General features: G+C 72.2%; 25 protein-coding genes. 5 read left to right on the top strand and 20 right to left on the bottom strand.

What is annotated here, in order from left to right:
• The first annotated feature begins 53 nt into the window (after nucleotides 1–53).
• From MRBLML1_RS01255 to MRBLML1_RS01270, 4 genes are read left to right on the top strand one after another with little or no spacing between them, the layout of a single operon-like run.
• Complete coding sequence (locus MRBLML1_RS01255) at nucleotides 54–1250, top strand: thiolase family protein (protein WP_364510231.1); 1197 nt, start codon at nucleotides 54–56, stop codon at nucleotides 1248–1250.
• 23 nt (nucleotides 1251–1273) lie between these two features.
• Nucleotides 1274–2032, top strand: a complete 759-nt coding sequence (locus MRBLML1_RS01260; protein ID WP_364510234.1) for an SDR family NAD(P)-dependent oxidoreductase — start codon at nucleotides 1274–1276, stop codon at nucleotides 2030–2032.
• A complete protein-coding gene (locus tag MRBLML1_RS01265) occupies nucleotides 2029–2817 on the top strand; it encodes a crotonase/enoyl-CoA hydratase family protein (RefSeq protein ID WP_364510237.1) in 789 nt (262 codons plus the stop codon). The genes MRBLML1_RS01260 and MRBLML1_RS01265 overlap by 4 nt, the downstream gene beginning before the upstream one ends.
• Nucleotides 2818–2833: 16 nt before the next feature.
• Entirely contained in the window at nucleotides 2834–3790 is a 957-nt protein-coding gene (locus tag MRBLML1_RS01270; protein ID WP_364510240.1) for a zinc-binding dehydrogenase, read from the top strand.
• 101 nt (nucleotides 3791–3891) lie between these two features.
• Here MRBLML1_RS01270 and MRBLML1_RS01275 read toward each other — a convergent pair whose 3' ends face one another.
• The 9 genes from MRBLML1_RS01275 to MRBLML1_RS01315 all read right to left on the bottom strand — a co-directional run bounded on the left by MRBLML1_RS01275 (nucleotide 3892) and on the right by MRBLML1_RS01315 (nucleotide 14400).
• Nucleotides 3892–4908, bottom strand: a complete 1017-nt coding sequence (locus MRBLML1_RS01275) for a hypothetical protein (RefSeq protein WP_364510243.1) — start codon at nucleotides 4906–4908, stop codon at nucleotides 3892–3894.
• Between the two features lie 166 nt (nucleotides 4909–5074).
• A complete protein-coding gene (locus tag MRBLML1_RS01280) occupies nucleotides 5075–7042 on the bottom strand; it encodes an FAD-dependent oxidoreductase (protein ID WP_364510247.1) in 1968 nt (655 codons plus the stop codon).
• Nucleotides 7039–7506 (bottom strand): MaoC family dehydratase, encoded by a 468-nt coding sequence (locus MRBLML1_RS01285; protein ID WP_364510250.1) that lies wholly within the window; start codon nucleotides 7504–7506, stop codon nucleotides 7039–7041. The genes MRBLML1_RS01280 and MRBLML1_RS01285 overlap by 4 nt, the downstream gene beginning before the upstream one ends.
• The gene (locus MRBLML1_RS01290) at nucleotides 7506–8672 is read right to left on the bottom strand and encodes an acyl-CoA dehydrogenase family protein (protein WP_364510253.1); all 1167 of its coding nucleotides are present in this window, start codon (nucleotides 8670–8672) and stop codon (nucleotides 7506–7508) included. The genes MRBLML1_RS01285 and MRBLML1_RS01290 overlap by 1 nt, the downstream gene beginning before the upstream one ends.
• Nucleotides 8669–9961: a hypothetical protein gene (locus tag MRBLML1_RS01295; RefSeq protein WP_364510256.1), complete on the bottom strand. Its 1293-nt coding sequence runs from the start codon at nucleotides 9959–9961 to the stop codon at nucleotides 8669–8671. Before MRBLML1_RS01295 ends, MRBLML1_RS01290 begins: the two co-directional genes overlap by 4 nt.
• 56 nt (nucleotides 9962–10017) lie before the next feature.
• Nucleotides 10018–11061, bottom strand: a complete 1044-nt coding sequence (locus MRBLML1_RS01300; protein WP_364510259.1) for a zinc-binding dehydrogenase — start codon at nucleotides 11059–11061, stop codon at nucleotides 10018–10020.
• Entirely contained in the window at nucleotides 11061–11942 is an 882-nt protein-coding gene (locus MRBLML1_RS01305; protein ID WP_364510262.1) for an HpcH/HpaI aldolase/citrate lyase family protein, read from the bottom strand. The genes MRBLML1_RS01300 and MRBLML1_RS01305 overlap by 1 nt, the downstream gene beginning before the upstream one ends.
• Nucleotides 11942–13609: an AMP-binding protein gene (locus MRBLML1_RS01310; protein ID WP_364510265.1), complete on the bottom strand. Its 1668-nt coding sequence runs from the start codon at nucleotides 13607–13609 to the stop codon at nucleotides 11942–11944. The genes MRBLML1_RS01305 and MRBLML1_RS01310 overlap by 1 nt, the downstream gene beginning before the upstream one ends.
• Complete coding sequence (locus tag MRBLML1_RS01315) at nucleotides 13606–14400, bottom strand: enoyl-CoA hydratase/isomerase family protein (protein WP_364510267.1); 795 nt, start codon at nucleotides 14398–14400, stop codon at nucleotides 13606–13608. Before MRBLML1_RS01315 ends, MRBLML1_RS01310 begins: the two co-directional genes overlap by 4 nt.
• Nucleotides 14401–14493: 93 nt before the next feature.
• Here MRBLML1_RS01315 and MRBLML1_RS01320 point away from each other — a divergent pair, with 93 nt between their 5' ends.
• Nucleotides 14494–15570, top strand: coding sequence for a zinc-binding dehydrogenase (locus tag MRBLML1_RS01320; protein WP_364510269.1), 1077 nt, complete (start codon nucleotides 14494–14496; stop codon nucleotides 15568–15570).
• Nucleotides 15571–15711: 141 nt separating this feature from the next.
• Here MRBLML1_RS01320 and MRBLML1_RS01325 read toward each other — a convergent pair whose 3' ends face one another.
• The 11 genes from MRBLML1_RS01325 to dctP are packed head-to-tail and all read right to left on the bottom strand — an operon-like array spanning nucleotide 15712 to nucleotide 25684.
• The gene (locus MRBLML1_RS01325) at nucleotides 15712–16107 is read right to left on the bottom strand and encodes a Zn-ribbon domain-containing OB-fold protein (protein ID WP_364510272.1); all 396 of its coding nucleotides are present in this window, start codon (nucleotides 16105–16107) and stop codon (nucleotides 15712–15714) included.
• Nucleotides 16108–16112: 5 nt separating this feature from the next.
• A complete protein-coding gene (locus MRBLML1_RS01330; protein WP_364510275.1) occupies nucleotides 16113–17273 on the bottom strand; it encodes a thiolase family protein in 1161 nt (386 codons plus the stop codon).
• Nucleotides 17270–17749, bottom strand: coding sequence for a hypothetical protein (locus MRBLML1_RS01335; protein WP_364510277.1), 480 nt, complete (start codon nucleotides 17747–17749; stop codon nucleotides 17270–17272). The genes MRBLML1_RS01330 and MRBLML1_RS01335 overlap by 4 nt, the downstream gene beginning before the upstream one ends.
• Nucleotides 17746–18342: an FAS1-like dehydratase domain-containing protein gene (locus MRBLML1_RS01340; RefSeq protein ID WP_364510279.1), complete on the bottom strand. Its 597-nt coding sequence runs from the start codon at nucleotides 18340–18342 to the stop codon at nucleotides 17746–17748. The genes MRBLML1_RS01335 and MRBLML1_RS01340 overlap by 4 nt, the downstream gene beginning before the upstream one ends.
• Nucleotides 18339–19562 carry a CaiB/BaiF CoA transferase family protein gene (locus tag MRBLML1_RS01345; protein ID WP_364510282.1) on the bottom strand — a complete coding sequence of 408 codons (1224 nt, stop codon included), beginning with the start codon at nucleotides 19560–19562 and terminating at the stop codon, nucleotides 18339–18341. The genes MRBLML1_RS01340 and MRBLML1_RS01345 overlap by 4 nt, the downstream gene beginning before the upstream one ends.
• The gene (locus MRBLML1_RS01350; RefSeq protein ID WP_364510285.1) at nucleotides 19559–20785 is read right to left on the bottom strand and encodes a CoA transferase; all 1227 of its coding nucleotides are present in this window, start codon (nucleotides 20783–20785) and stop codon (nucleotides 19559–19561) included. Before MRBLML1_RS01350 ends, MRBLML1_RS01345 begins: the two co-directional genes overlap by 4 nt.
• Complete coding sequence (locus tag MRBLML1_RS01355; RefSeq protein ID WP_364510287.1) at nucleotides 20778–20993, bottom strand: ferredoxin; 216 nt, start codon at nucleotides 20991–20993, stop codon at nucleotides 20778–20780. The genes MRBLML1_RS01350 and MRBLML1_RS01355 overlap by 8 nt, the downstream gene beginning before the upstream one ends.
• The gene (locus MRBLML1_RS01360; protein WP_364510289.1) at nucleotides 20993–22192 is read right to left on the bottom strand and encodes a cytochrome P450; all 1200 of its coding nucleotides are present in this window, start codon (nucleotides 22190–22192) and stop codon (nucleotides 20993–20995) included. Before MRBLML1_RS01360 ends, MRBLML1_RS01355 begins: the two co-directional genes overlap by 1 nt.
• Nucleotides 22193–22226: 34 nt before the next feature.
• Complete coding sequence (locus tag MRBLML1_RS01365; protein WP_364510292.1) at nucleotides 22227–23735, bottom strand: TRAP transporter large permease; 1509 nt, start codon at nucleotides 23733–23735, stop codon at nucleotides 22227–22229.
• Nucleotides 23732–24340 carry a TRAP transporter small permease gene (locus MRBLML1_RS01370; RefSeq protein WP_364510295.1) on the bottom strand — a complete coding sequence of 203 codons (609 nt, stop codon included), beginning with the start codon at nucleotides 24338–24340 and terminating at the stop codon, nucleotides 23732–23734. The genes MRBLML1_RS01365 and MRBLML1_RS01370 overlap by 4 nt, the downstream gene beginning before the upstream one ends.
• Before the next feature lie 60 nt (nucleotides 24341–24400).
• Nucleotides 24401–25684, bottom strand: coding sequence for a TRAP transporter substrate-binding protein DctP (gene dctP, locus MRBLML1_RS01375; RefSeq protein ID WP_364510298.1), 1284 nt, complete (start codon nucleotides 25682–25684; stop codon nucleotides 24401–24403).
• Between the last annotated feature and the right edge of the window lie 17 nt (nucleotides 25685–25701).

Genomic DNA, 25701 nt, shown 5'->3' on the forward strand with positions numbered 1-25701 from the left:
GTGGCTGTCAAGCGTTCCGTGACACTTGATGAATATCATGATAAGCATTAGGTGTGACTGGACCCACTCCCTCCGACGTCGTGATCGTCGACGCCGTGCGTACGCCGAGCGGGCGCGGCAAGGCCGGCGGCGCCCTCGCCGACGTCCACCCCGTCGACCTGCTGGCGCAGACCATCGAGACCCTGCTCGGCCGCTCCCCCGCGCTCGACCCGGGCACCGTGGACGACGTGATCGTCGGCTGCGTCTCCCAGGTCGGCGAGCAGTCCGCGACCCCCGGCCGGATGGCCTGGTTGGGCGCCGGCTTCCCCGCGCACGTGCCGGCGACGACGATCGACCGCAAGTGCGGCTCCAGCCAGCAGGCGATCCACTTCGCCGCGCAGGCGATCGCGAGCGGCCAGGCCGAGGTCGTCGTGGCGGGCGGCGTGGAGTCGATGAGCCGCGTGGTGATGGGCTCGGCGCGCATGGGCGCCGACCCGTACGGCGCCCGGGTGGCCGAGCGCTACGCCCCCGGCCTGGTCTCCCAGGGTGTCGCCGCCGAGCTGGTCGCCGCCCGGTGGAAGCTCTCCCGCGGCGAGCTGGACGAGTACTCCGTGCGCTCGCACGAGCTCGCCGCCGCGGCCCAGGACTCCGGTGCCTTCGATCGCGAGGTGATCGCGATCGACACCCCGAACGGCCGGGTGGACCGCGACGAGACCATCCGGCGCGGTACGACGACGGAGAAGCTCGCCGGCCTCAAGGCGGTCTTCGAGAGGCCCGACCTGAGCGCCCGGTTCCCCGAGGTGGACTGGTCGGTGACGGCCGGCAACTCCTCCCAGATCACCGACGGCGCCAGCGCCCTGCTGGTCATGTCGGCCGCGCACGCCGAGCGGCTCGGGCTCACCCCGCGCGCCCGGATCCACAGCATGGCCGTCGTCGGCGACGACCCGATGCTGATGCTGACCGGCCCGATCCCCGCCACCCACAAGGTGCTCGCCCGCAGCGGGCTGAGCATCGGCGACATCGAGCACGTCGAGCTGAACGAGGCCTTCGCACCCGTGCCGCTGGCCTGGCAGGCCGAGTTCGGCGTCGACCCCGCGCTGCTCAACCCCCGTGGCGGCGCGATCGCGCTCGGCCACGCGCTGGGCGCCTCCGGTGCCCGCCTGATGACCACCATGCTCCACGCGCTGGAGGACAACGACCAGCGCCTGGGTCTCCAGCTCATGTGCGAGGCCGGCGGCATGGCGAACGCCACCATCATCGAGCGGCTCTGAGCCGCCCCCACGAAGGAGAAGCAGTGGACCTCACCGGAGCCTCGGCCCTCGTCACCGGCGGTGCGTCCGGGCTGGGCGCGGCGACCGCGCGCCGCCTGGCGCGCGCGGGTGCGCACGTCGTCGTACTGGACCTGAACGAGGCGCTCGGCAAGGAGCTCGCCGAGGAGAACGGCGGGTCGTACGCCGCCGCCGACGTCACCGACCCCCAGGCCGTGGACGCCGCGCTGGACGTCGCCGTCGAGCACGGCCCGCTGCGCGCGCTGGTGCACTGCGCGGGCAAGGGCGGCACGGTGCGCCTGGTCGACCGGGACGGCTCGGCGGGCGACCTCGACCTCTACCGGCAGCTGATCGACATCAACCTGGTCGGCACCTTCAACGTGCTGCGCCTGGCCGCGGCCCGGATGGCCACCAACGAGCCGCTCGACGGCGAGCGCGGCGTGTGCGTGCTGACCGCGTCGGTCGCGGCGTGGGAGGGCCAGGTCGGCCAGATCCCCTACGCCTCGGCCAAGGCCGGCGTCGTCGGGATGACCCTGGTCGCCGCGCGCGACCTCGCCACCAAGCAGATCCGGGTCAACACGATCGCCCCCGGCGTCTTCGACACCCCGATCCTGGCCCGCTTCTCGCAGGAGATCCGCGACGGCCTCGGCGCCCAGGTGCCCAACCCGGCGCGGCTCGGGCAGCCCGACGAGTTCGCGATGCTCGCCCAGCAGGTCGTGGAGAACCCGTACCTCAACGGCGAGACGATCCGCCTCGACGGCGCGATCCGGATGAGCCCCCGATGACCGAGGAGACCGCTGTGACCGACCAGCCCGACCTGCTCGTCGAGGAACGCGGCCGCGTCCTCGTGCTGACGATGAACCGGCCCGAGGCCAAGAACGCCATGTCGATGGCGATGGCGCACCAGATCGCCGACGCGCTCACCCTGCTCGACGAGCGCGCCGACCTCAGCGTCGCGGTGATCACCGGCTCCGGCGGCACCTTCTGCGCCGGGATGGACCTCAAGGGCTTCGCCCGCGGCGAGCGGCCGGTCGTGGAGGGCCGCGGCTTCGCGGGCATCGTGAAGCAGCCGCCGACGAAGCCGGTGATCGCGGCCGTCGAGGGCTACGCCCTGGCCGGCGGCTTCGAGATCGTGCTGTCCTGCGACCTGGTCGTCGCCTCCTCGGCCGCGAAGTTCGGCCTGCCGGAGGTCAAGCGCGGCCTCACCGCCGCCGCGGGCGGCCTGCTCCGCCTGCAGCACCGGATCCCGTACCACCTCGCGATGGAGCTGGTCCTCACCGGCCGGATGTGGCCGGCCACCGACGCCGCCGACGTGCACCTGGTCAACCGGCTCACCTCGCCGGGGGGCGCGCTGGAGGCCGCGCTGGAGCTGGCCGAGGAGGTCGCCGCCAACGCACCGCTCGCCCTGGCCGCCTCCAAGCAGGTGATGGTGCGCTCGGTCGACTGGCCGCTGGCGGAGAAGTTCGAGCGGCAGGAGTCGTTCGTGAACCCGGTCCGCGAGTCGGCCGATGCCAAGGAGGGCGCACTGGCCTTCGTCGAGAAGCGTGCGCCGGAGTGGACGGGTGCCTGAGCCGGTGCCTGATCCGGTGCCTGATCCGGTGCTGCGCTCGTGGCAGATGACCGGGACCGGTGAGCCGCTGCTGCTCACCCCGGTGTCCCGCCCCGAGCCCGGGCCGGGGCAGGTGCTGGTCGCCGTCCAGGCCGCCGGTCTCTGCCACACCGACGTCGGCATCCTCGACGACGCCACCTGGACCGCCCGGGTCGGCCCGTTCCCGCTCACCCTCGGCCACGAGGTGGCCGGCGTGGTGGCCTCGCTCGGTCCCGGGGTGACCGGTTGGTCGCCCGGCGACCGGGTCGCGATCAACCCCGCCGGCACCAGCCGCCCCGGCCTGGGCCGCGACGGTGGTTACGGGCCGTACGCCGTCGCTGATGCCGCCGACCTCGTCCCGGTGCCCGACGGGCTGTCCATCGAGCTGGCCGCTGCCGGCACGGACGCCGGCCGGGCGCCGTACCGCGCGGTGGTGGTGCGGGGCGAGGTCGGCCCCGGCGACAAGGTCGGCATCATCGGCCTCGGCGGGCTCGGCCAGGTCGGCGCCCGGATCGCCGTGCTCCGCGGCGCCGAGGTGTACGCCGCCGAGCCCAAGGAGTCGCTGTGGCCGATGGCCCGCGACCTGGGCGTGCACGCGGTGGCGACCGACATCTCCTCGTTCGGCGACGTCGGTCTCGACGTGGTCGTCGACTTCGCCGGCTTCGGCTCGACCACCGCCGCGGCGATCGAGGTCGTGCGGGAGCACGGCCGCGTCGTACAGGTGGGGATGGGGCGGCTGGAGTCGACGATCTCCACCAACGCCCTGATCCTCAAGCAGGTCACCCTGATGGGCTCGCGCGGCGGCACGGTCGAGGACATCGCCGCGGTCTACGACATGTTCGCCTCCGGCGACCTGTCCCCCGCGCTCGAGCTGATCGGCTTCGACGACATCCCCGCCGCCCTCGACCGGCTGCGGGCCGGTGGGGTGACCGGGCGGCTCGTCGCCCGCTACTGACGGGCGCTGTCCGGGGCCTCGGCGGTGTAGTCCCTGACGAAAACCACTGATTTCCGGCCCGAATCAGTGCTTTTCGTCAGGGACTACCCCCGATGCGCGGTTCAGGCAGCCCGGTAGCGAAGGAAGCGGGCGCGCTGGTCGCCCGTCAGGGACCGGCGGCGGGCGACGGTGGTCGTGGGTGTCCACCACGGCGGCGGTACGACGGTGCAGGCGAGCGGCGTCATCCGGGCCTCGGTGCGCCGGTACGCCGCGAGCAACCTCGCCCGGAAGCTGTCCACCGGGTCGCCGGCGAGCCACCGGACCACCTCGAGCCCGTGCTGGCGGTACCGCTCCTCGGCGCGGACGTCGGCGAGGCGCCGCTCGCGAGCGAGGTGCACCGCGCCGTCGTACTCACCGACGACGCCGGCCCGCGGGTCCAGGAGGTCGGGCGTGCCGAGGTGACGGCCGGTGAGGTCGAAGAGCGGGCGGTTGGCCAGCGGCGCCGGGAGGCCGGTGCCGTCGGTCCAGGCGAGGCGCATCACGGTCTCTTGCGGCGACCAGGAGTTCTCGCTGGCGAGCGCCAAGGCCGCGCGGGCCTGGGGCACGCCGGTCCACGAGCGCTGCCCGGCGATGATGGAGGCGACCTCCGCCAGCGAGACCAGGTCGTCGTACGCCGCCATGTCGAGCGCGACCACGGCCTGCACGAGGGAGACTGCGCGGCGCATGAGGAAGGCGGTGGTCCAGGCCGGGTCGGTGACGCGCACACCGTCGACGTCGATGATGCGATCGGGCGAGGTGCCCTCGCCCGAGAGCTCGATCCCTGGCTGCGGCCGGATGTCGAAGGTGCTGATCAGGATCGTCACGGGAAGCGGCGCGGCGGCCGTGCCGGTGCCGCTGAACCAACGGGCGCCCTGCCAGCGCGCCGCAGCCCAGCCGGTGATCCCCATTCCACGAGGGACGACCACCGATGCCTCGAGGATCCGCTGCTCGACGTCGGCGGCGTCGACGGAGGCGGGGACGTAGAAGCCCCGGCTCGTCCGGCGCCACGCACGCGTGCGCGCCTGCCACCGCGTCGGACCGGAGAGTCCGAGCGGGTCGAGCCGCACCGGACGTACGAGCCCGGGCCGAAGGTCGTGCACCCGGCGAGGATGCAACAGAACGCCGGATCGGCGCGGAAGTTATCCGCAGGGGTGCCTCCTGCGGGGGTAGTCCCTGACGAAAAGCACTGATCCGGGCCGGAAATCAGTGCTTTTCGTCAGGGACTACCCCCGGGAGACGACCACCCCACGGCCCCGCCGCGCCCACCTACAGCAGGGCCTCGGCGAGGGCGTAGGCCTGCCGGGTGGCGAAGGAGAGGCGGCGGGGGGCGTAGGCGTCACCGAGGACGTGCAGCTCGGGGACCCGCCCGACGAGCTCGCCGTACAGGGCGGCGTCGCTGTCGGCGCCGCAGGCGAGCACCACGCTGTCGAAGCCGTCGAGCGTGGCCGGCTCGAAGGTGTAGACGTGACGGACGTCGACCCCGTCGGGGCGGATCGCGCGGACCTCCTCCAGGTGGCGGAAGGCCACGCCGCGGCGGTGGAGGCGGGCCAGGATGCCGCCGAGGATGTAGCGGCCGAGCAGCTGGCCGGGCTGGGCGGCGCCGTAGACGAGGGTGACGTCGTGGCCCTGGCCGGAGAGCAGGTCGGCGACGGTCAGCGGCGGGAGGTGGTCGTCACGGGCGATCACCAGCACGCGCGCACCCACGGGCGCACCCTCCAGCACCGCGGCCGCGTCCAGCACGTGCGGCAGGTCGACGCCGGGCAGCGCCGGGCGGTGCGGGCGGGCACCGGTGGCGATCGCGACCACGTCGGCGCCGGCGGCGACCACGTCGTCGGCGGACGCCCGCACCCCCAGCCGTACGTCGACGCCGAGCCGGTCGAGGCGGGCGGACTGCCAGGCGAGGTACTCGGCGTACCTCTCGAACGTCGGCGCCTGAGCGGCCGTCGCGAGCTGGCCGCCGATCCGGTCGGTGGCCTCCCACAGCCGCACCCGGTGGCCGCTCTCTGCGGCCAGGGCGGCGAGCTCCAGGCCCGCTGGGCCGGCGCCGACGACGAGCAGGTCGCGAGCGAGCGCCGCGACACCCCATCCGTCCAGCCCCCACCGCCCCGACACCTCGGTCTTCACGTGCGGGTTGACCGCGCAGCCGAAGGGCAGGCCCTCGGCGTACTGGCGGCTGATGCAGTCGTTGCCGCCCACGCACGGACGGATCTCGATCGCGCGGCCGGTGCGGGCCTTGGTGAGCAGGTCCCGCTCGGCGAGGTAGGCCCGCGCCATCCCGACAACGTCGGCGTGGCCCGCGGCGAGCACCTGCTCGGCGACCTCGACGGTGTTCACGCGGCCGGCGTAGACGACGGGCAGCGAGACCTCCTTGCGGACCCGGCCGGCGAGCTCGGCCCACTGCGCGGGACCGTAGTACTGCGGCTGGATGTAGCTCGGGTCGCCCCACGGGGAGCCGACGACGGCGTGCAGGTAGTCGACCAGGCCGGTCGCCTCCAGGAGCTGGGCGACCTCGACGCCCCCGGACTCGTCGTAGCCCTCGGGCATCTCCTCGCGCAGGTTGAAGCGCACCCCCACGGTGAGGTCCGACCCCACCGCGTCCCGTACGGCGCGCAGCGACTCGACAGCGAACCGGGCCCGGTTCTCCAGGGACCCGCCGTAGGCGTCGGTGCGGTCGTTGGTCAGGGGCGAGAGGAACCACTCGAGCATGTCGTCGTGGTTGAGGTGCAGCTCGATGCCGTCGAGCCCGGCCTCACGGGCCCGGGTGGCGGAGTAGCGGTACTCCTCGACGTACTCGGCGATGTCGGCCAGGGACATCACGTGCGGCCGGGCGTTGGTCAGCGGCGAGCTGAGCACCCGCCCGGGCGACTGCGGGACGCCGCCGATGACGGTGAGCTGCGAGGTGACGACGGCGCCCGCGCGGTGCAGGCGCGTGGCCAGCTCCTGCACCCGCTCGACGTAGTTGGGCTGGCGGTAGTTGCCGATCGTCTCCGCACCGTAGCCGCCGGTCTCGAAGCCGGGGATGACCGGGTTGCGCACCCGGCCGCGGACGCCGTCGATCCACGCGGCACCGTCGAGCGCGCGCGACTCCCAGTAGGCCATGTGCGTCTCCGCCTCGGCCTCGGTGCCCCACAGGTTGCCGATGCCGGAGCCGTGCGGCGGCACCATCACCCGGTTGCGCAGGCGCATCGTGCCGATCGTGATCGGGTCGAAGACGTGCGGGAAGGCCTCGGTCACGACGCGGCCTCCTCGGCCGGCGCGAGCAACATCAGCCCGGCCCGCTTGCAGGTCATCACCAGCACGTCGTCCTGGTTGTAGCCGCGGTGCTCGAACCACACGACCCCCGAGTCGTCGCGGCTCGACGACAGCCGCTTGTCGACGATCGTGGTCTCCCCGCGCAGGGTGTCGCCGTGGAAGACCGGCGCCGGGAAGCGGACGTCCTCGTAGCCGAGGTTGCCGAGCGTGGTCCCCATCGTCAGCTCGGGCACGTGGAACGCGCCGATCAGGGCGACGGTGAAGAGGCTGTTGACCAGCGGCCGCCCGTGGATCGTGGTCTTGGCGTACTCCGCGTCCAGGTGGATCGGCGCGACGTTCATCGTCAGCGACGTGAAGAGCACGTTGTCCGCCTCGGTGACCGTACGACGGAAGGCGTGCCGGTAGACCTTCCCGACCTCGAACTCCTCGAACCACAACCCGCGCATCAGTAGCTCCTCGGCAGGCCGAGCACGTGCTCGGCGACGTAGTTGAGCACCATCTCCTGGCTGATCGGGGCGATCCGCATCAGCCGGGCCTCGCGGAAGTACCGCTCGACGTGGAACTCCTTGCTGTAGCCCATCCCGCCGTGCACCTGCAGCGCGACGTCGGCGGCGTAGTAGCCCGCCTCCGCGCACAGCCACTTGGCGTAGTTGGCCTCCGCCCCGCACGGGCGCTGCTGGTCGACCAGCCAGGTGGCCTTCTGCAGCACCGCGTCCGCGGCCTCGATCCGGATCTTGGCCTCGGCGAGCTGGAAGGACAGGCCCTGGTTCTGCCCGATCGGGCGACCGAAGACCACCCGGTCCTTGGCGTACTGCACCCCGCGCCGAAGCGCGGCCTCGCCGATGCCGAGCATCGCGTTGGCCGCGACCACCCGCTCGGCGTTGAGGCCGGTGAGGATCACCTGGAACCCGCGGCCGACCTCGCCGACCACGTCCTCGTCGGCGACGAAGAGGTCGTCGATGAACAGCTCGTTGCTGTCGACGGAGTTGCGGCCCATCTTGGGGATCGGCCGGATGGTGACCCGCTCCCGGTCCACGGGCGCGAAGAACACCGTCAGCCCGTCGGTACGACGCGCGCACTGCTCCTTCGGCGTGGTGCGTGCCAGCAGCAGCATCCGCTCGGCCTGCTGGGCGTTGGAGATCCAGACCTTCTTGCCCGAGACCAGCCACCCGCCGTCGACCTTGCGCGCGAAGGTCGACAGGTTGGTGGTGTCGGTGCCCGCGTCCGGCTCGGTGACCGCGAAGGAGATCTGCAGGTCGCCCTTCGGGACCCGCGGCAGGAAGCGCTGCTTCAGGTCCTCGCTGCCGTGGTGGAGGATCGGCTCGAACCCGAAGATCCCGATGTGCACGGCGCTGCAGCCGCCCATGCCCGCGCCGGAGGCGGCGATCTCCCGCTCCACGATGGCGGCCTCGGTGACGCCGAGCCCGCCGCCGCCGTACTCCTCGGGGATGGTGAGGCCGAGCCAGCCGTGGTCGGTGATCGCGCCGTAGAAGTCCCAGGGGAACTCGTGGCGCTCGTCGCGCTCGGCCCAGTAGTCGTCGGGGAATTTCGCGCAGAGGTCGCGCATCCCCTGCCGGATGTCCTCGTGGACGGGGTCGCTGTCGTAGGTCACGCGGGACGCCGCTCGCCCATGGCGCCGTCCCACAGCGCGTCGAAGTAGGGCTGGAGGTCCGGGACGCCCTTCGCGTACCAGTCCGCGAAGTCGTCGTACGACGTGCCGACGCCGTCGATGCCGAGACCGTCGATGCGGGTGGCCCAGTCGGCCTCCGCCTTCTTGGCGGCGTCGACCAGGGCCTGGCCGTCGGAGACGGCCTCGCTCGCGGCGACCTTCTTCTCCACCCCGTCGTGGACGGCGGTGAGCTCGGCGACGACGTCCTCGTCGAAGGGCGCGATCTCGCCCTTCGCCTTCTGGACGGCCGCGACGGCGGCGGCGGTGTTCTCCCAGGCGCCCTCGAAGTTGGCCTGGAGCAGCACGTCGAGGCGGTCGAACATCAGCTGCTGCGCGGCGAGCGGGAGCTCGTTCCAGCGGGCCAGGCTGATCGCGATGGTGCCGGCCGGGGAGTTGAAGCCCTCGTCCTCGGCGAAGGCGACGTGCGGGGCGGCGGGGATGAAGCCGCCGAGCGCGGCGCCGGTGACCGTGCTGAACGCGCAGTCGATGACCCCGCGCTCCAGGCCCTCGAACATCTCGGCGTAGCTGATCGAGCTCGGCGTGAGGCCGAGCGCGTCGGCCTCGGCGTTCTGCACCTTGCTCTGGCTGGCGACCCCGCGTCCCTTCAGCGCCTTCGCGGAGGTGCCGGAGTCGGTGCAGTAGGGCATGTAGGCGCCGGAGCCGAAGGCCGGGAGCAGCAGCTTCATCCCGTGCTTCTCGTACTCGTCGTCGACGTCGGACGTCGACGCCGCCATGTCGAGCATGATGCCGTGCCACTGCAGCATCCAGTCGACGGGCGTCTGGCGGCCGAGGTGGCTCAGGTCGCCCATCGCGTTGGCGGCGGGCAGGTCGTCGGGCACCAGCGCGGGCATCACCGAGCCGATGTCGAGGCGGCCGTCGGCGAGCGCGAGGTGCACCTCGTCGGGCGCGGCCATGCCGTTGGAGTAGGTGAACTCGAAGGAGATCTTGCCGCCGGACCACTCCTTCACGGCCGCGGCGTAGTCCTCGAAGCGGCGCCCGGTGGCGGAGCCCTTGGGGCCGGTGGACTGGATGGCGAGGGTGACGGGCTGCATGTCGGCCAGCGCGTCGACGTACGCCGACTTGGGGGCGCCGTACTCGATGCTCACCCCGCCCGCGTTGGTCTCCTCGGTCGCCGACGAGCCGGAGCACCCGGCGAGGGCGAGGGATGCCGAGGCGAGCACTGCGACGAGGGCCGTGCCACGCGGCCGCCCTCTCCTGAGACCTGCGAGCATGGACGGCCGCCTTTCATTGCGATGATGATCGATATAATCCTTATCAGTGATTTCGATCACCGGTCAAGGGCCGGCACCATCACCGCGCGGCCCGGGACCGTGCCCGCGGCCAGCCGCGCGTAGGTGTCGGCGACGTCCGCGAGCGCGACCTCCTCGACCTCGACCCGCACCTCGCCGGCGGCCGCCAGGTCCAGCAGCGCGGCCAGCTCCGGCCGGGTCCCCCAGAACGGCAGGTCGGTGCGCACGCCCAGCGGCAGCGCGTGCATGCCGACCTGCAGCCGCCCACTGCCCACGCCCACCACCGACACGACGCCGTTGACCGCCACGAGCGCCGCGGCCTGCGCCACGGTGGCGGGCGAGCCGACCAGGTCGAGCACCACGTCGGCGCCCCGGCCCTCGGTGAGCACCCGCACCGCGGGCTCCAGGTCCTCACCCGGCGCGAGCACGACGTCCGCACCCAGCCGGGCGGCGAGCGCTCGCTTGGCGGGCACCGGGTCGACGGCCACCACCCGGGCGCCCGTACGACGAGCGAGCTGCACCGCGACGTGCCCGAGCCCGCCGATCCCGACCACCACGACGCTCACCTCGGCGGGTGGCAGACCGAGCGCGCCGAGCGCCCGGCCCAGGGCGTGCGCCGCGGTGAGCCCGGCGTCGGAGAGGGCCGCCCCCTGCGCGGGGTCGACGCAGGGGGCGGCCAGCAGGTGGGTGGCGTCCACGGCGACGTGGTCCGCCAGGGCGCCCTGGGCCCCGAGACCCGGCGGGAAGCGGGGCCCGGGGGCCCGGCAGTAGTTCTCCGCGCCGGCCGCACAGGTCGTGCAGCGGCCGCACCCGCGCGGGCCGTAGCCGACCACCGGGGTGCCGACGGACAGCTCACCGGGCGCCACCCCGGGCCCGAGCTCGACGACCGTCCCGGCGAGCTCGTGGCCCAGCACGAGGGGCAGGGCGAAGGGGTGGGCACCGGGATCCCGTCCGGCCAGGGTGAGGTCGGAGTGGCAGAGCCCGGCGGCCGTCGTACGGACGACGACCTGGCCCCGGCCCGGGCGCGGGTCGGGGACGTCCATGAGGCCCCACCCGTCCCGGTCCAGGACGAAGGCGCGCATCAGTCGCGGCGGACCAGGCGGGCGTGCGCCAGCCAGTCGCGCGCCTTGTCGGCGTGCGCCAGGTCGACGTGCTGGCCGCGGAAGCGGACCGCGCCCTCGCCGCGGGCGACCGCGGCGTCGACGGTGGCGACCAGGTCCTCGTAGTAGGCGACCTCCTCGTCCGAGGGCGTGAACACGTCGTTGATCACCGGCACGTGGCTCGGGTGGATCGCGATCATGCCGCGGAACCCCAGCTGGAAGCCGTAGTCGGCGAACTGGTGCAGCCCGTCGAGGTCGCCCAGGTCCTCCCACAGTGCGGTGAGCGGGTGGAGGCCGAGCTGGCGGCAGGCGAGCAGGATCCGGCTGCGCAGGTAGAGCGTCTCCGAGCCCTCGCGGGACTGCCGGAAACCCACCGCGCGGGCGATGTCGGCGTGCTCGGAGGTCGGCCCGATCATCGCGCCGACGCGCGGCGAGGCGGCGGCGATCTCGAAGCAGTTGGTGATCGCGTCGACCATCTCGACCGGGACGATCATCTCCAGGCCGGAGGCACCGTTGCGCGCCTCGAACCAGTCGATCAGCGTCTCCCAGCGCAGCACGTCGGTCGCGTCCTTGATCTTCGGCGCGAAGATCCCGTCGAGCTCGGGGCACACGACCGCCTCGAGGTCCGCGCCGGCCAGCGTGGTCGCGAGTGCGTTGGGGCGGACGAAGAGGCCGACCTCCGGGCGCTCGGCGCGCAGCCGGGGCAGGGTCTCGCGGACCGTCGTACGGGCGCCGGGCTTGAGGTCGTGCGGGACCGAGTCCTCCAGGTCGAGCACCACGCAGTCGGCACCCGAGGCGAGCGCCTTGAACGCCCACTCCGGCTTGTGCGCGGGGACGAACAGGACGGTGCGGTAGGGATGCATCAGGCCTCCCGGTCGTGGGTGTCGGCCGTGACGCCGAGGCTGCGCAGCTTGGCCTTCTGCACCCGCTGCGACGGCGTCTTCGGCAGGTCCTCGACGAAGCGCAGGTAGCGCGGCACCGCGAACGACGGGATCCGGCCGTCGCAGTGCTCCCACAGCTCGGCCGCCGTCGGCTCGGGGGCGTCGCCGCCGAAGATGACGTAGGCCATCACCTCGTCCTCGCCGGCCTCGCTGGACGCGGGGACGGCGATCACCGCGCACTCCACGACGGCCGGATGGGCGAGGATCGAGGTCTCGATCTCGTAGGAGCTGATGTTCTCCCCGCGGCGCCGCAGCGCGTCCTTGAACCGGTCGACGAAGTAGAACCAGCCGTCCTCGTCGCGGCGCAGCGCGTCGCCGGTGTGGAACCACAGGTTGCGCCAGGCCTCCACGGTCTTGTCGGGCATCCCGAAGTAGCCCATCGAGCAGATGAAGGGCACCTTCGGGCGGACGACGAGCTCGCCGATCTCGCCGGTGGCGACCTCCTCGTCGGTCTCCGGGTCGACCAGCCGTACGTCGAACCACTCGTCGGCCGCGAGCCCGGCCGCACCGGCGGGCCGGTCCTCGCCGTACGGGGAGATGATCGGGGCGGAGGTCTCGGTCAGGCCGAACACCTCGACGAACGCCTCGATGCCGTAGCGCTCCTTCATCGGCCCCACCAGGGTCGCGGCCGTGGGCGCCGCGAACACCACGCGCAGCGGGTTGTCGGCGTCGTCCGCGCGCGGCTCCTGCTTCCAGATGAAGTCCATCATCACGCCGATGAAGTTGGTGACCGTCACCCGGCTCTCGCGCAGCTGGTCGACCCAGCGGCTCGCGGAGAACCTGCTGCGGGTGACGAAGCGGGCGCCCGCGACCAGGGTCGGGTACGCCGCCATGAACTGCGCGTTGCCGTGGAACAGCGGCGTCACCGACATCCACGCGTCGTCGGGGGTGAGCCGGACCAGGGAGACGCACTCGTCGGCGAAGAAGTACATCTGCGCGTGCGGCATCGCCACGCCCTTGCTCGGGCCGGTGGTGCCGGAGGTGAACAGCACCGACGCCAGGTCCTGCGGTCGTACGTCGGGCAGCGCGATCGTGCCGTCCACGACCTCCGGGGCGGTGGCGTCCTCGTCGAGCTCCTCGAAGGGCGCGGCCTCCCAGCCGGCAGCGCGCAGGGTCGCCATCGCCTCCTCGCGCGAGCCGGTGTCGATCACCCAGAACTTGCGGATCGACTTGGCGGCCTCGGCGATCGCGACGAAGCGCGCGGCGTAGACGTCGTCGACGACGGCGAGCGTGGCCTCGACGGTGCTGACCTGGTGGGCGAGGAAGTCGTGCTCGTAGGCGGTGTTGATCGGCACCTCGACCAGGCCGGCGACCGCGGTGCCGACCCAGGTGCGCACGAACGACGACGAGTTCTGGGCGACCAGGACGACCCGGTCACCCTGCTCCGCGCCGGCGTGCAGGAAGCTGCGGCCCACCCGCTCGGCGGCGGCCAGGGTCTCGGCGAAGGTCCACGTGCGCGCCTCCTCCGGGCAGTCCAGCCACACGGCGCCGGGCCGCTCGGCCGCGTGGTGCCGGAGCACCGTGGGGAGCGCCCACTGGCCGCGGTCGGCGAAGGTGGGCTGGAGGTCGCGGTAATGACGGAGGCTCACTGGTCGTCCTTCTCGGTCTGCTGGGCGCGCCGCGCGGCGCGGAAGTCGGGCTTGCGCTTCTCCAGGAAGGCGTTGGCTCCCTCGAGCATGTCCTCGCTGCCGATGGCCTGGATGAGCATCCCGAGGCCGGCGTTCATGTTGTCCTTCGACTGGTTCCACCACTGGTTGGAGCTGATCTTGGCGATCTCCAGGTAGCGCGGGCTGAGCCGGGCGATCTCGCCGAGCCAGCGCTCGACGGCCTCGACCAGCCCGTCGTCCGGCGTCACCTCGTTGACCAGGCCCATCGCGAGCGCCTGCTGCGCGGAGTAGCGCCGGCACAGCATCGCCATCTCCTTGGCCCGCTTCTCGCCGATCTGCACCGCCATCAGGTTGGTCGCGCCGAGCACCGGCGCGGAGCCGACCTTGGGGCCGGTCTGGCCGAAGGTCGAGCGCTCGGTCGCGATCGCGAAGTCGCAGGCCACGACCAGCTCGTTGCCGCCGCCGGCCGCGGGGCCGTCGACCGCCGCGATGACCGGGCGCGGGCAGGCGCGGATCGCGTCTACCAGGCGCAGCGAGCCGGTGAAGAGCGCGCGCAGCTGTTCGGGGTCCGGCTCGCCGAGCTGGTCGAGCGCACCGCCGGCGCAGAAGGCGCCGCCGGCGCCGGTGAGCACGACGGCGTCGTACGGCGCGGCGTCCTCGAAGGCGGCGATGAGCGTGCGCGCCATCTCCAGGTCGTAGGCGTTGAGCCGCTCGGGGCGGTTGATCGTGATCCAGCGGACGTTGTCCCTGGTCTCGACGTCGATCCCGGCCACGCGTGTGTCCTCTCCTCAGCCCAAATCCATGGTTTTGATGATCAGCAATCTACGGTAACGTCCGTCACACAGGCAAGAGAGAGGGGCCCACCGGTGAAGGCTGCCGTGCTGCACCAGTTCGATCAACAGGTCGTCCTCGAGGACATCGAGGTCGCGGCGCTCCAGCCCGGCGAGGTGCGCATCCGCACCGCCGCCACCGGCATCTGCCACTCCGACCGCCACGGCCAGACCGGCGGCAACCCGGCCCTCGGCCTGCCGACCGTGCTCGGCCACGAGGCGGCCGGCGTCGTCCTCGAGGTGGGCGCCGCGGTCAGCGGGATCGCGCCCGGCGACGCGGTCGTCGTCGCCCCCGCCGGCTCCTGCGGCACCTGCACCTGGTGCAGCCAGGGGCTCCCCCAGCACTGCACGAACCTGGTCCGGGTCCGCGCCGACGGCACCCCGCGGCTGACGCTGGACGGCGCACCCGTCACCCAGTTCGTCGGCATCGGCAGCTTCGCCGAGGAGATGCTGGTGCAGGCCTCCAGCATCGCCCAGGTCCCCGCCGGGATGCCGCTCGACAAGGCCGCCCTGCTGGGCTGCGCCGTCATCACCGGCCTGGGCGCGGTGCGGCACAGCGCCGCCGTACGGGTCGGCCAGAGCGTGGCCGTCGTCGGCTGCGGCGGCGTCGGGCTCAGCGCCGTGCAGGGCGCCGTCCTCGCCGGCGCCTCACGGGTCGTCGCGATCGACCGGATGCCCGAGAAGCTCGACCTCGCCCGGCGGCTCGGCGCCACCGACGTCGTGAACGCCGCCGAGACCGACCCGGTCGCCGCCGTCCGCGAGCTGACCGGAGGCGTGGACCACGCCCTGGAGATGGTCGGCCTGCCCGCCACGATCCAGCAGGCGTTCGCGATGCTCGGCACCCGCGGCACCGCCACCGTGGTCGGCCTCGCCCGGCCCGGCGACACGATCGAGATCCCCGCCACGGACCTGCTCGCCGAGAAGCGGCTGCAGGGCTCGCGCCTGGGCGGGACGCGGCTGCGGGTCGACGTACCGCTCTACGCGGAGATGTACCTCTCCGGCCGGCTCGACCTCGACGCCCTCCAGGGCGCGACCGTCTCGATCGACGGGCTCGCCGACGCGCTCGACGGGATCGACAGCGCGACCGCGGCCCGCACGATCGTCACCTTCTGAGGGCTCCGGTCGGCGTAGTCCCTGACGAAAAGCACGGTTTCGGGCGCCAAATCAGTGCTTTTCGTCAGGGACTACCCCCGCCCGGGCCCCCTCAGGCCCGGACTCCGCGCCAGAGTCCCCCGCGACTACGCCGAGCGGACCTCAGCCCAGCACACCCACCGGCAGGTGCTCGGAGCCCTCCGGCCGCACGAAACGTACGACGACCGGCGCACCGACCCGGAGCAGGGAGACGTCCGCGTCGGGCAGGAGCAGGGTGAGCCAGGGTCCCTCCTCGGTCTCCACGATCCCGATCACCGTGTCGACCGCGGGCTGGCCGTCGACCGGCCGGCCGGGCTTGATGGTCCAGGAGACGAGGGAGCCGCGGCCCGAGGCCTCGCGCCACTCCAGGTCGTCGGCCTGGGTGAGCGAGCAGAACCGGGCGGCGGGCTCGGACCACTCGCCGCTGGAGGGCGAGTAGCGCAGCAGCAGCCGGCCCTCGGCGGATGCCTCGAAGAAGGGGGCGGAGAAGTCGTCACGGACGACGGGAGCCAGGGACATCGCGGTCACCTCGTCTTCGGGTGGGGGCTGAGCACGAGCGTGGAGTGGAAGTCGAGGACACCGCCGTTGCCGCTGACCATGACCAGGTCGTGCTTCTCGACCTGGCGCTCGCCACCTTGGCCGCGGGCCTGGACGACCGCCTCGGACAGCGGGGTCATTCCCCACATGTAGTACGACGACAGCTCGCCGCCGCCGGTGTTCGTCGGGTGCGATCCGCCGGGGGCGATCGCGCCGCTGGCGACGAACTCGCCGCCCTCGCCCTTCCCGCAGAAGCCGTAGTCCTCCAGCGTCACCAGGGTCGTGTAGGTGAAGCAGTCGTAGAGCTCGCGCACGTCGATCTCCTCGACGCCGACCCCCGCCATCTTCAGCGCGTCCGCGCCGGACTGGGCGGCACCGGTGACGAGGCCGAACTCGCTGTCGCGCCGGTTGACGTAGCCCGGGTGCCCCTGGCCCCAGCCCCACACGTGCACGGGCGGCTGCCGCAGGGTCGCCGCGCGCTCGGCGCTGGTGACGATGATCGCGACCGCGCCGTTGCTGACCAGGCAGCAGTCGAGCAGGCGCAGCGGGTCGGCGATCATCCGCGAGGACTGGTGGTCCTCGAGCGTGATCGGCTCGCGCATCTGCGCGGCGGGGTTCATCGCGGCCCACTCGCGGGCGGCGACGGCGACCGCGCCGAGCTGCTCGCTGGTCGTGCCGTAACGCTCCATGTGACGGCGCGCGGCGACGGCGTACCGCTCCGGCGCGGCCTTGAGGCCGGCGGCGAACGGCAGGGAGCCGACGCCCTCCATGGCCCGCGCCTGGCCCGGGTACGACGCACCGGCCCGCTTGCCCTCCTTGAGCGGAGCGTCGGCGTAGACGCACGCGACGACCTCGGCCATGCCGGCGTCGATCGCCATCGCGGCGTACTGCACCATCTGGCCGGCGGAGGAGCCGAAGCCCTGGATCGTCGCCAGCAGGCGGGTGTTGCGCATCTGCAGGGTGGACTGCAGGCGCAGGTCCGTGTCGTTCTTGACGCCCGGGTTGACGTACAGGCCGTCGATGTCGGCCAGGCCCAGCCCGGCGTCGGCGGCCGCCTTGGTGATCGCCTCGACCGCGAAGTCGGTGGCGCTGCGGCCGTAGATCTTGCCCATCTCGGTCATCCCGAGCCCGGCGATGGCGACGCTCACGACGCCTCCTGTCCCTCGTTGGTACGACGCGGCAGCACGACCTCGACCGTGCCCGGCCCGACGCTGACGCCCTTGCTGTTCTCGCAGCGGATCGCGATCTCCACGACGCCGTCCGCACCGTCGAGGCGGGTCGCGCTCACCTCGGCGAGGACGCGGAGCGTGTCGCCGACGTAGTTGAAGGAGCGCATCCGGAAGCCGCGGATCGAGCGGATCCGGCCCGAGAGCCCCATCCAGTCGCGCACGCTGCGCTCCCAGGAGCTCATCAGGAAGGAGGTGTTGGCGTACATCTCCTCCGCACCGGTGGTGCGGGCGTACTCCGTGTTGTGGTGGATGGAGTTGAAGTCCCGGTTGGCGCCGGCGGCCATCACGAGGCGGTAGACGGTGAGCGGCAGCTCGACGACGGGCAGCTGCTCGCCGGCCTCGACGTCCTCGAAGCGGCGGCCCTCCAGACCGGCCAGCCCAGGCGATGTGGTCACGACGCGTCCCTCTTCTGCTCGTGCGGGACGTAGGCGTAGGTGCCGATCCGGATCCGGCCGACCAGGTCCCCGGTCTCGGTGACGATCTCGCTCTCCCAGGTCAGGAAGGCGCCGCGCCCGACGCCGGTCTCCTTGGGCGTGCAGGCGACCAGCCGCTTGCCACGCCGGCCGATCCGCTCCCCCGCGACGACGTCGCGCAGGAAGTCCACCTCGATGTCGGTGCCGAAGAAGCCCGTGGTGCGCGGGCCGAGCGTCATCCCGGCGTTGTTGATCGCGCTGTGCACCGGCTGGGCGTCGCGCTCGGCGCTGTCGAAGAGCACCTGCCCGGGCGTCCACGCGGCGGGGATGGTCCAGGCGATGACGCCGGTGGCCGGCATCGTGACGTCGGCGTAGCCCGCCGCACGGGCGGTCCCGGGGTCGGTGTGCAGCGCACAGTCGAGCTCCAGCGGCTCGAGGTAGCGGCGGATCCCGCCGCGCTCGACGGCATCGCCTCCCCACGTGACCGCGCCGTCGGCGAAGTCGCGGCCGATCGCGTCGACCACCTCCTGCCAGTCGGCCTTCCAGTCCTGGTCGGTGTCCGCGGCGGCGGTCATCGCAGGATCCCTCCTTCGGTGAGTACGGCGATCCGCTCGGCGTCGTAGCCGAGGATGTCGGTGAGGACCTGCTCGTTGTGCTGGCCCAGCGTCGGTGCGGCCGCGCGCGGGCGGCCCGGTGTCTCGGAGAGCGCGTAGCGCGGGCCCTCCACGACGGTCGTGCCGTGCGTCGGGTGCGGCAGCTCGACGAGGTGCCCGCGGTGCGCGAGCTGCGTGTCGGTGGGGTAGTCGTCGCTGTTCACCGCGAGGTACGACGGCACGCCCACCCCCTGCAGCAGCTCCTCCACGTCCGTGGCGGACCGGCCGGCGGTCCAGGCGGCGATGGCCTCGTCGATCTCGGCCTCCGCCACCCGGCGGCCGTCGGCGTCGGCCAGGTCGGCGCGCTCGGCGAGGTCGGGACGGTCGATCGCGACGGCGAGCGCACGCCACTCGGAGGTGTCGCGCGCGGCCACCGCGACGAAGCGGTCCTTGCCGTCCTCGGGGCGGCACGCGAAGACGCCGTGCGGGACGTGCTGCGCGTCGGCGTTGCCGTGCCGCTCGGCGATCGTGCCGTCGTAGCCGAAGTGCGCGACCTGGGGCGAGAGGAAGAAGATCCCCGCCTCCACCTGGGCGACGTCGATGTAGGCGCCCTCGCCGGTGCGGCGCCGGTTCTCCAGCGCCGCGAGCAGGGTGACGAGCGCGAGCCGCGGGCCGACGTAGTCGGTGTAGGGACCGAAGGTGCCCATCGGCAGGCGGTCGGCGTAGCCGGTGAGGTGCTGGAAGCCGCTGAGCGAGGAGCCGACGTTGCCGAAGCCGGCGAGCGTCGACCACGGGCCGTGCTGTCCGGCGATCGAGGTGCTCAGCATGACGAGGTCGGGCTTGCCGGCTCGCAGGCTGTCGTAGTCGAGACCCCACTTGGCGAGCTGGCCCGGCGAGAACGACTCGACGACGACGTCGGCCCAGGCCACGAGGTCGCGGACGACCTGCTGGCCCTCCGGGGACTTCAGGTCGAGAGTGAGACCGAGCTTGCCGGCGTTGCAGTTGCCGAAGAGCGCGGAGCCCTCCTTGTCCTGCACGCCGCCGTGGAAGGGCTGCATCAGCCGGGCGGTCTCGACCCGCACGCTCGACTCCACGCGCACCACCTGGGCGCCGAAGTCCGCGAGGGTGCGGCCGATGAGGGGCCCGGCGACGACCCACGAGAGGTCGAGCACCTTGAGCCCGGCGAGGGCGTCGGTGGTCATGCGCGTCCCAGCCATTCCTTCAGTACGACGTCGTTGTGCTCTCCCAGCGCCGGGGCGCGGCCACGCACCCGCGGGCCCTCGGGGCCGCGCACCTGGGCCATCCGGCCCGGGATCCGCACGTCCCTCTCCCCCACGGCGACCTCCCCCCAGAAGCCGCGCTCGGCCAGGTGCGGGCTGCCCGCGATGTCGGCCATGTCGAAGATCGCCATGCACAACAGCCTGCGCCCGATCGCGGCGTCGAGCACCTCCGCCTTGGTCTTGGTGAGCAGGAAGGCCCGGACGGCGGCGCGCGCCTCGTCGAGGTCGTCGTGGGTGAGCTCTCCGGAGACCAGCCGCTCGGGCAGCACCCGCCAGTCCCAGGCAGCGATCTCCTCGGAGACCGCGCTCTCCTGGGCCAGCCAGGCGAAGAGGTTGTTCGTGAAGCCACCGGCCGCCGGGCCCATCGACAGGTGCAGCTCGACCATGCCGTCGGCGCAGTGCCACTTCTTCAGGCTGTTCGGCGTGGCCGCGCCGCTGCCGCTCTGGTCGGTGCGTCCGGTGCGCACGCCCGGCGTGGTCTGCCACTCGGGGTGGTCGTCGCCGACCGCGGTCGCCAGCACCCGGGCCAGGGTCGCGACGCCGACCGCCTCCTGGGCGCTCACGTCGACGACCTGCCCACGGCCTGTCGTGCCGCGCGCGAGGACGGCCAGCATGGTGCCCGCCGCGGCGTCGGCAGCCGCGTGCAGGAAGGCCTGCGGGACGCTGATCCGCAGCGGCGGAAGGTCACCGTCGCGATGCGGGGCCAGCGGTCCACCGGCCGCCCAGACCACCAGGTCCGTGTCGGCGTACGACGCCTTGGGGCCGTCCCAGCCGAACGCGCTCACCACGGTGCAGATCAGCTCGGGCCGGTCGGCGCGGAGCGTCGCCGGGTCGAGCCCGAGGCGCTCCAGCAACGCACGCGGCCACGAGGTGACCACGACGTCGGCCACCGCGGCCAGCCGGCGCAGGTCGGCGACGTCGCCCTCGGCGTCCAGGTCGAGGGCGACGCCGCGCTTGCCGGCGGCGTAGGCCTCCCAGAACATCGACGTCGCTGTCGCTGCTCCGGGAAGAGGGGGTGCCTGCCGGGCGGAGGACCCGCCGGCGGGCTCGACCTGCACCACGTCCGCGCCGAGGTCGGCGAGGAGTCGTCCACAGAGCAGGCCGCGCTCGTCGGTCAGGTCGAGGACACGGAGGTGCTCAAGCATCGGCCGGCGCGGTCTCCGTGACGACGATCGCGCCCTCCGGGCACGCGTCCGCGGCGTCCTGGGCCTGGCCGACGAGGTCGGCCGGGATCTCCCAGCAGCGGCCCCGTTCGGCCACGAAGCCCTCGTCGTCGTCGGTGAGCAGGTCCGGCGCGACGGCGTAGCACCGGCCGTGGCCCATGCACTTGTCCTCGTCGATGGCGATGAACATCAGACCGTCCACTCCAGCGGGAGGGAGGACATGCTCAGCTGGACGCCGCGCTCGCGCAGCTCGGTGCCGGGCTTGATCCGGTACTCCGGGATCCGCTGGTGCCACTCCTCCAGCACGACCTTCAGCTCCAGGCGGGCCAGGTGCATGCCGAGGCAGCGGTGCGGACCACCGCCGAACGCCAGGTGCTGGTTGGCGTTGTGCCGGGCGATGTCGAACTCGTCGGGCTTCTCGAACTTGCGCGGGTCACGGTTGGCCTGCGCGACCCCGAGCCAGACCACGTCGCCCTTCTCCAGCTCCAGGCCGTTGAAGTCACCGGCCTCCTGGACCTCGCGGCCGGCCTGGAAGACCAGCGGGTAGAGCCGCAGGAACTCCTCGACGGCCTTGGGGATCAGCGCCGGGTCGTCGATGATCGCCTGCCGGTCGGCGTCGTGCTGGGCGAGGTGGGCGTAGATGTAGCCCAGCGCGCTGCGCGTGGTGTCGAGACCGGCGAGCATCAGGGTCAGGCAGATCGTGAGGATCTCGTCGTGGGTGAGCGCCTCGTCGTCGATCCGCGCCTCGACCAACCGGGAGACCATGTCCTCCTTCGGGTCGCGCGGGTTCGCGCGCCGCTCGGTCACGGCCTCGTCGAAGTACTTCATGATGCTGGTCTTCGCCGCCTCGGCGCGGCCGGGGTCACCGGCGAGCAGGGCGCCGAAGTAGTCGTCGGACCACTCCAGGAACTGCTCCCCGTCGCTGACCGGCAGGCCGAGCAGGGCGAGGAACATGTCCGTGGGGTAGCGGATCGCGAACTCGCGAACGAAGTCGCACTCCCCCGCCTCCTTGACCTCCTCGATCAGCTCGATGCAGCGCTGCTTGGCCAGCGGCTCCATCCGTCGTACGGCGGCGGGGGCGAAGAACTGGTTGAGGATGCGGCGCAGCTTGACGTGCGGCTGCCCGTTGAGGTCCTGCGGCAGCAGCGGCTCGCCCGTCTCGGGCCGCAGCGCGCTGCGCACGGCGGTCGTCCAGGTCTCGTGCTGCTGGAAGCCCTCCTGCACGTCGTCGTAGCGCTGCAGCATGAAGAAGCCGCGGTCCGTGGTGTCGTTGAAGAGGAAGCGTGCCTCCTCCCGGTCCGCGTCCAGCAGCCCGTAGTGGCTGAGGATCGGGGCGTGCCCGGTGAAGTCGGTGTGGCTCACCGGACAGCCGCGGTGCGTCTCGGTCATGGGGTCGATCGTCCTTCCGTACGTCGGGCCGGGGTCAGCTGCCGGAGGCCATGTCGGGCAGCCAGGTGCTGATCTCCGGGAAGAAGATGAGCACCACGGTCACCACGACGGCCATCGGCATGAACCACCAGCACGCGTTGAACACGTCGTTGAGGCGGATGTCCTGGCCCTGGTTGACCTCCGGCTCCTTCGTGATCTGGTGGATGATGAAGGCGAGGATGCCGACCGGCGGCGTGACCACCGCCAGCTCGCCCATCAGCACGGCGAAGGCGCCGTACCAGAGCAGCGAGACGTCGAGCGAGATGAGCGTCGGCATCAGGATCGGGATGGTGAGCACCATCATCGGCAGCGGCTCCATGAAGGTGCCGAGCACGATGTAGACGACCATCATCATCAGCAGGAAGGTCACCCGGTTGAGGTCCATCGACTCGACCAGCTCGGCGAAGCCGGTGCTGATGCCGGTGAGGGTGAACATCCGGGAGAGCGCCTCGACGCCGACCAGCATGAAGAAGATGCCACCGACGCTGGAGACGGTCGCGACGGAGGCGTCCGCGATGGCCCGCATCGGGCCGTTGCCCCACTTCCAGATCACGGTGATGCCGAGCGAGACGACGGCCGCCACGGCGCCGGCCTCGGTCGCGGTGAAGGTGCCGGAGAACATGCCCCACACGATGACCACGATCAGCAGCGGCACCGGCCAGATCTTCGCCAGGCTGGCGAAGCGGTCTCCCCAGGTGACCGTGCCCTGGGACGCCTGCTCCTCGGCCACGCTGGGGGCCCAGCGCTTGGCGAAGAGGACGATCATGACGGTGAACAGGATCGCCACCAGCACGCCCGGGCCGATGCCGGCGAGCAGCTGCGGGCCGATCGGCACCTCGGCGATGCCGGCGTAGATGACGAGCATGATGCTCGGCGGGATGAGCTGGCCGGGCAGGCCGGCGACGATGACCGCGCCGATGGCGAGGCGCTTGTCGTAGCCCGCCTTGAGCATCTCGGGGATGCCGATCCGGGCCAGCGCGTACGCCGTGCCGACGGACGATCCGCTGACCGAGGCCAGGCCCGCGCCGGCCAGGTTGGTGCCGACGGCCAGGCCGCCGGGCATCCAGCCGAGCCACTTGCGGCCCGCGACGTACAGGCTCTCGGTGAGGCCGGCCCGCCACAGCAGGAGGCCCATCAGGATGAACATCGGGACCACGCTCAGGGTCCACTCCGCGACCTGGCCGTAGGGCAGGGTGCGGAAGGTGCTCTCGACCAGCAGCTCACCGCGCAGGGCGTAGGAGCCCAGCAGGGCCGGCACGATCATGGCCAGCGCGACCGGGAGCCGCAGGAAGGTCAGGCAGAGCATCAGCACGATCGCGGCGATGCCGATGGCCTCGGGAACCAGCGGCAGGAACATCGCGACCGTGGATCCCACGAGCAGGACCATGGTGATGGCGAAGACGGCCCAGGAGCCGTGCGAGCCGGACGGCGGCGCCGTCGGGGCGGTGGTCGAGCCGTCGTCGACGGTGCTGTCGAGCGGCGCGGCGGCGGTGTCGGCGGTCATCGCGACACCTCCTTGTCCTTGTCGGTGGGCCGGTCGTGGGCCTCGTCGTGGGCGGCCATCTCGTCGAGCTCCTCGAGGAGCAGGACGTCGTCGGGGTCGGTGACGACGTGCGAGTGGTCGCCCTTGATGAGGGTGTGCCCGGCGGAGTAGAGGAACTGGACGACCAGCACGCCGAAGGCGAGCGGCACCAGGAAGTACGGCGGCCAGGCGACCACGTCGCTCACGCCGGCCGTCTTGCCGATCTCCCGCGCGTGCACCGCCTCGCCCCAGCCGTACCAGGCGAAGCCCAGGCAGACCACGGCGGCGAGCACCGAGAGGACGGCGAGCACGTAGCGCTTGGTGACCTCGGGGAAGCGCTCGTAGATGAGGTCGGCGGCGATGTGCTGGCCGCGGGCCTGGGCGGCGATGAAGCCGAGGAAGGCGATGATCGGGAGATACCAGTACTGGGTGATCTCCAGGGTGTTGGGGAGGGGCTCGTTCTTGAACGTCCGCAGCAGGGCGTTCGCGGTGATGTGGACCATCATCACGAACGTGACCACGACGGCCGGGATCTCGATCAGCAGCTGGGGCTTGAACCAGCCGCGGCGGCTTGCTGCGTTGCTCATCTCATCCTCCTGGACGAGGGGGTCGGTGGCCCGGGCCGGAGCCCGGGCCACCGCTCGGGGTCAGGACGGACGGTGGGCGGAGAGGATGTCCTCGGTGACCGCCTTGGTGTAGTCCGTCATGTCGATGGAGTCCTTGTTCTCGGCCCACCAGGTGCCGAAGTCGGCATAGCTGACGTCGTCGAGCCCGAACCCGGCGACCTTGTCCTGCCAGGACTGGTTGTCGTCCTGCATCTTCTTCAAGAAGGCGTCGCCGTCCTTGATGGCGTCGGTCTTCACGATCTCCTTGAGGAGCTTCTCGTTCTCCTTCTGCAGCACGCCGCGGGCGTCCTCGTCGAAGGGCGCGATGGTGCCCTTCGCCTTGGCGACGGCCTCGGCCATCGCCGCGTTGTTGACGAAGATCTTCTCGCCGATGTTGGCGTCGACGAAGATGTCGAGACGGTCCCACAGCAGCTGCTGGGCCACGAGCGGGAGCGACTCCCAGGTGGTCTTGCTGAAGACCAGCGAGCCGGGGGCCAGCGCGAAGCCGGCGTCCGGGTCGACGGTCACGTTGGGCGCGGACTCGATGAAGCCGCCGAGCACGGCCACGGTCGGGCTGGAGACCGTGCAGTCGACCACGCCGCGCTGGAGGCTCTCGTAGAGCTCGGTGTAGGGGATCGACGACGGCGAGCCGCCGAGCGCCTCGACCTGCGCCGACTGCGCCTTGCCGCCGGAGCCGACCGAGGTGCCCTTGAGGTCCGCGACGCTGGTGCGCGGGTCGGAGCAGAAGAGCGCGTTGGCGCCGGAGTTGTAGATCGGGACGAGCGGGACCAGGCCGTGCTCGTCGAACTCGTCCATGATCTCGTCGGTGTCGAAGGCGACCTGGTTGGGCCACGCGTTCGAGCTCAGCACGCCGTTGATGGCGCTCTGGTCGGAGATGAAGCCGGCCTCGATGAGGGCCGCGTTGGCGGGGTACTCGCTCGGGTCGTAGATCGGCAGCACCGAGCCGATGTCGAGACGTCCGTCGTTGAGGGCGTCGTCGGCCTCGGCCGGCTCGGCCACGGCGTTGGAGTAGGAGATGTCGAACTTGATCTTGCCGCCCGACCACTCCTCGACGGCCTCGTAGTACTTCTCCTGGGGCAGGCCGGTGACCGACCCCTTGGGAGCGGGCGTCTGGGTGAGGAGGGTGATCTGGTCGACGTCCTCGAACGCCTTCTGGTAGTCCTCCATCGTGGCGCCGGCATCGACGCCGTCACCGCCCGCACTGCCCGCGCCGCCCGATTCGGCGCATCCGGCGAAGGCCGTGGCCCCCACCATCATGGTCGCGGCGAGAAGTCCCACTCGCCGCACGCTCAGCACTCCAGTCATGAGCCTGAATCTCCGTC

The sequence above is a fragment of the Nocardioides sp. LML1-1-1.1 genome, assembly GCF_040676175.1.
Taxonomy (GTDB): Bacteria; Actinomycetota; Actinomycetes; order Propionibacteriales; family Nocardioidaceae; genus Nocardioides.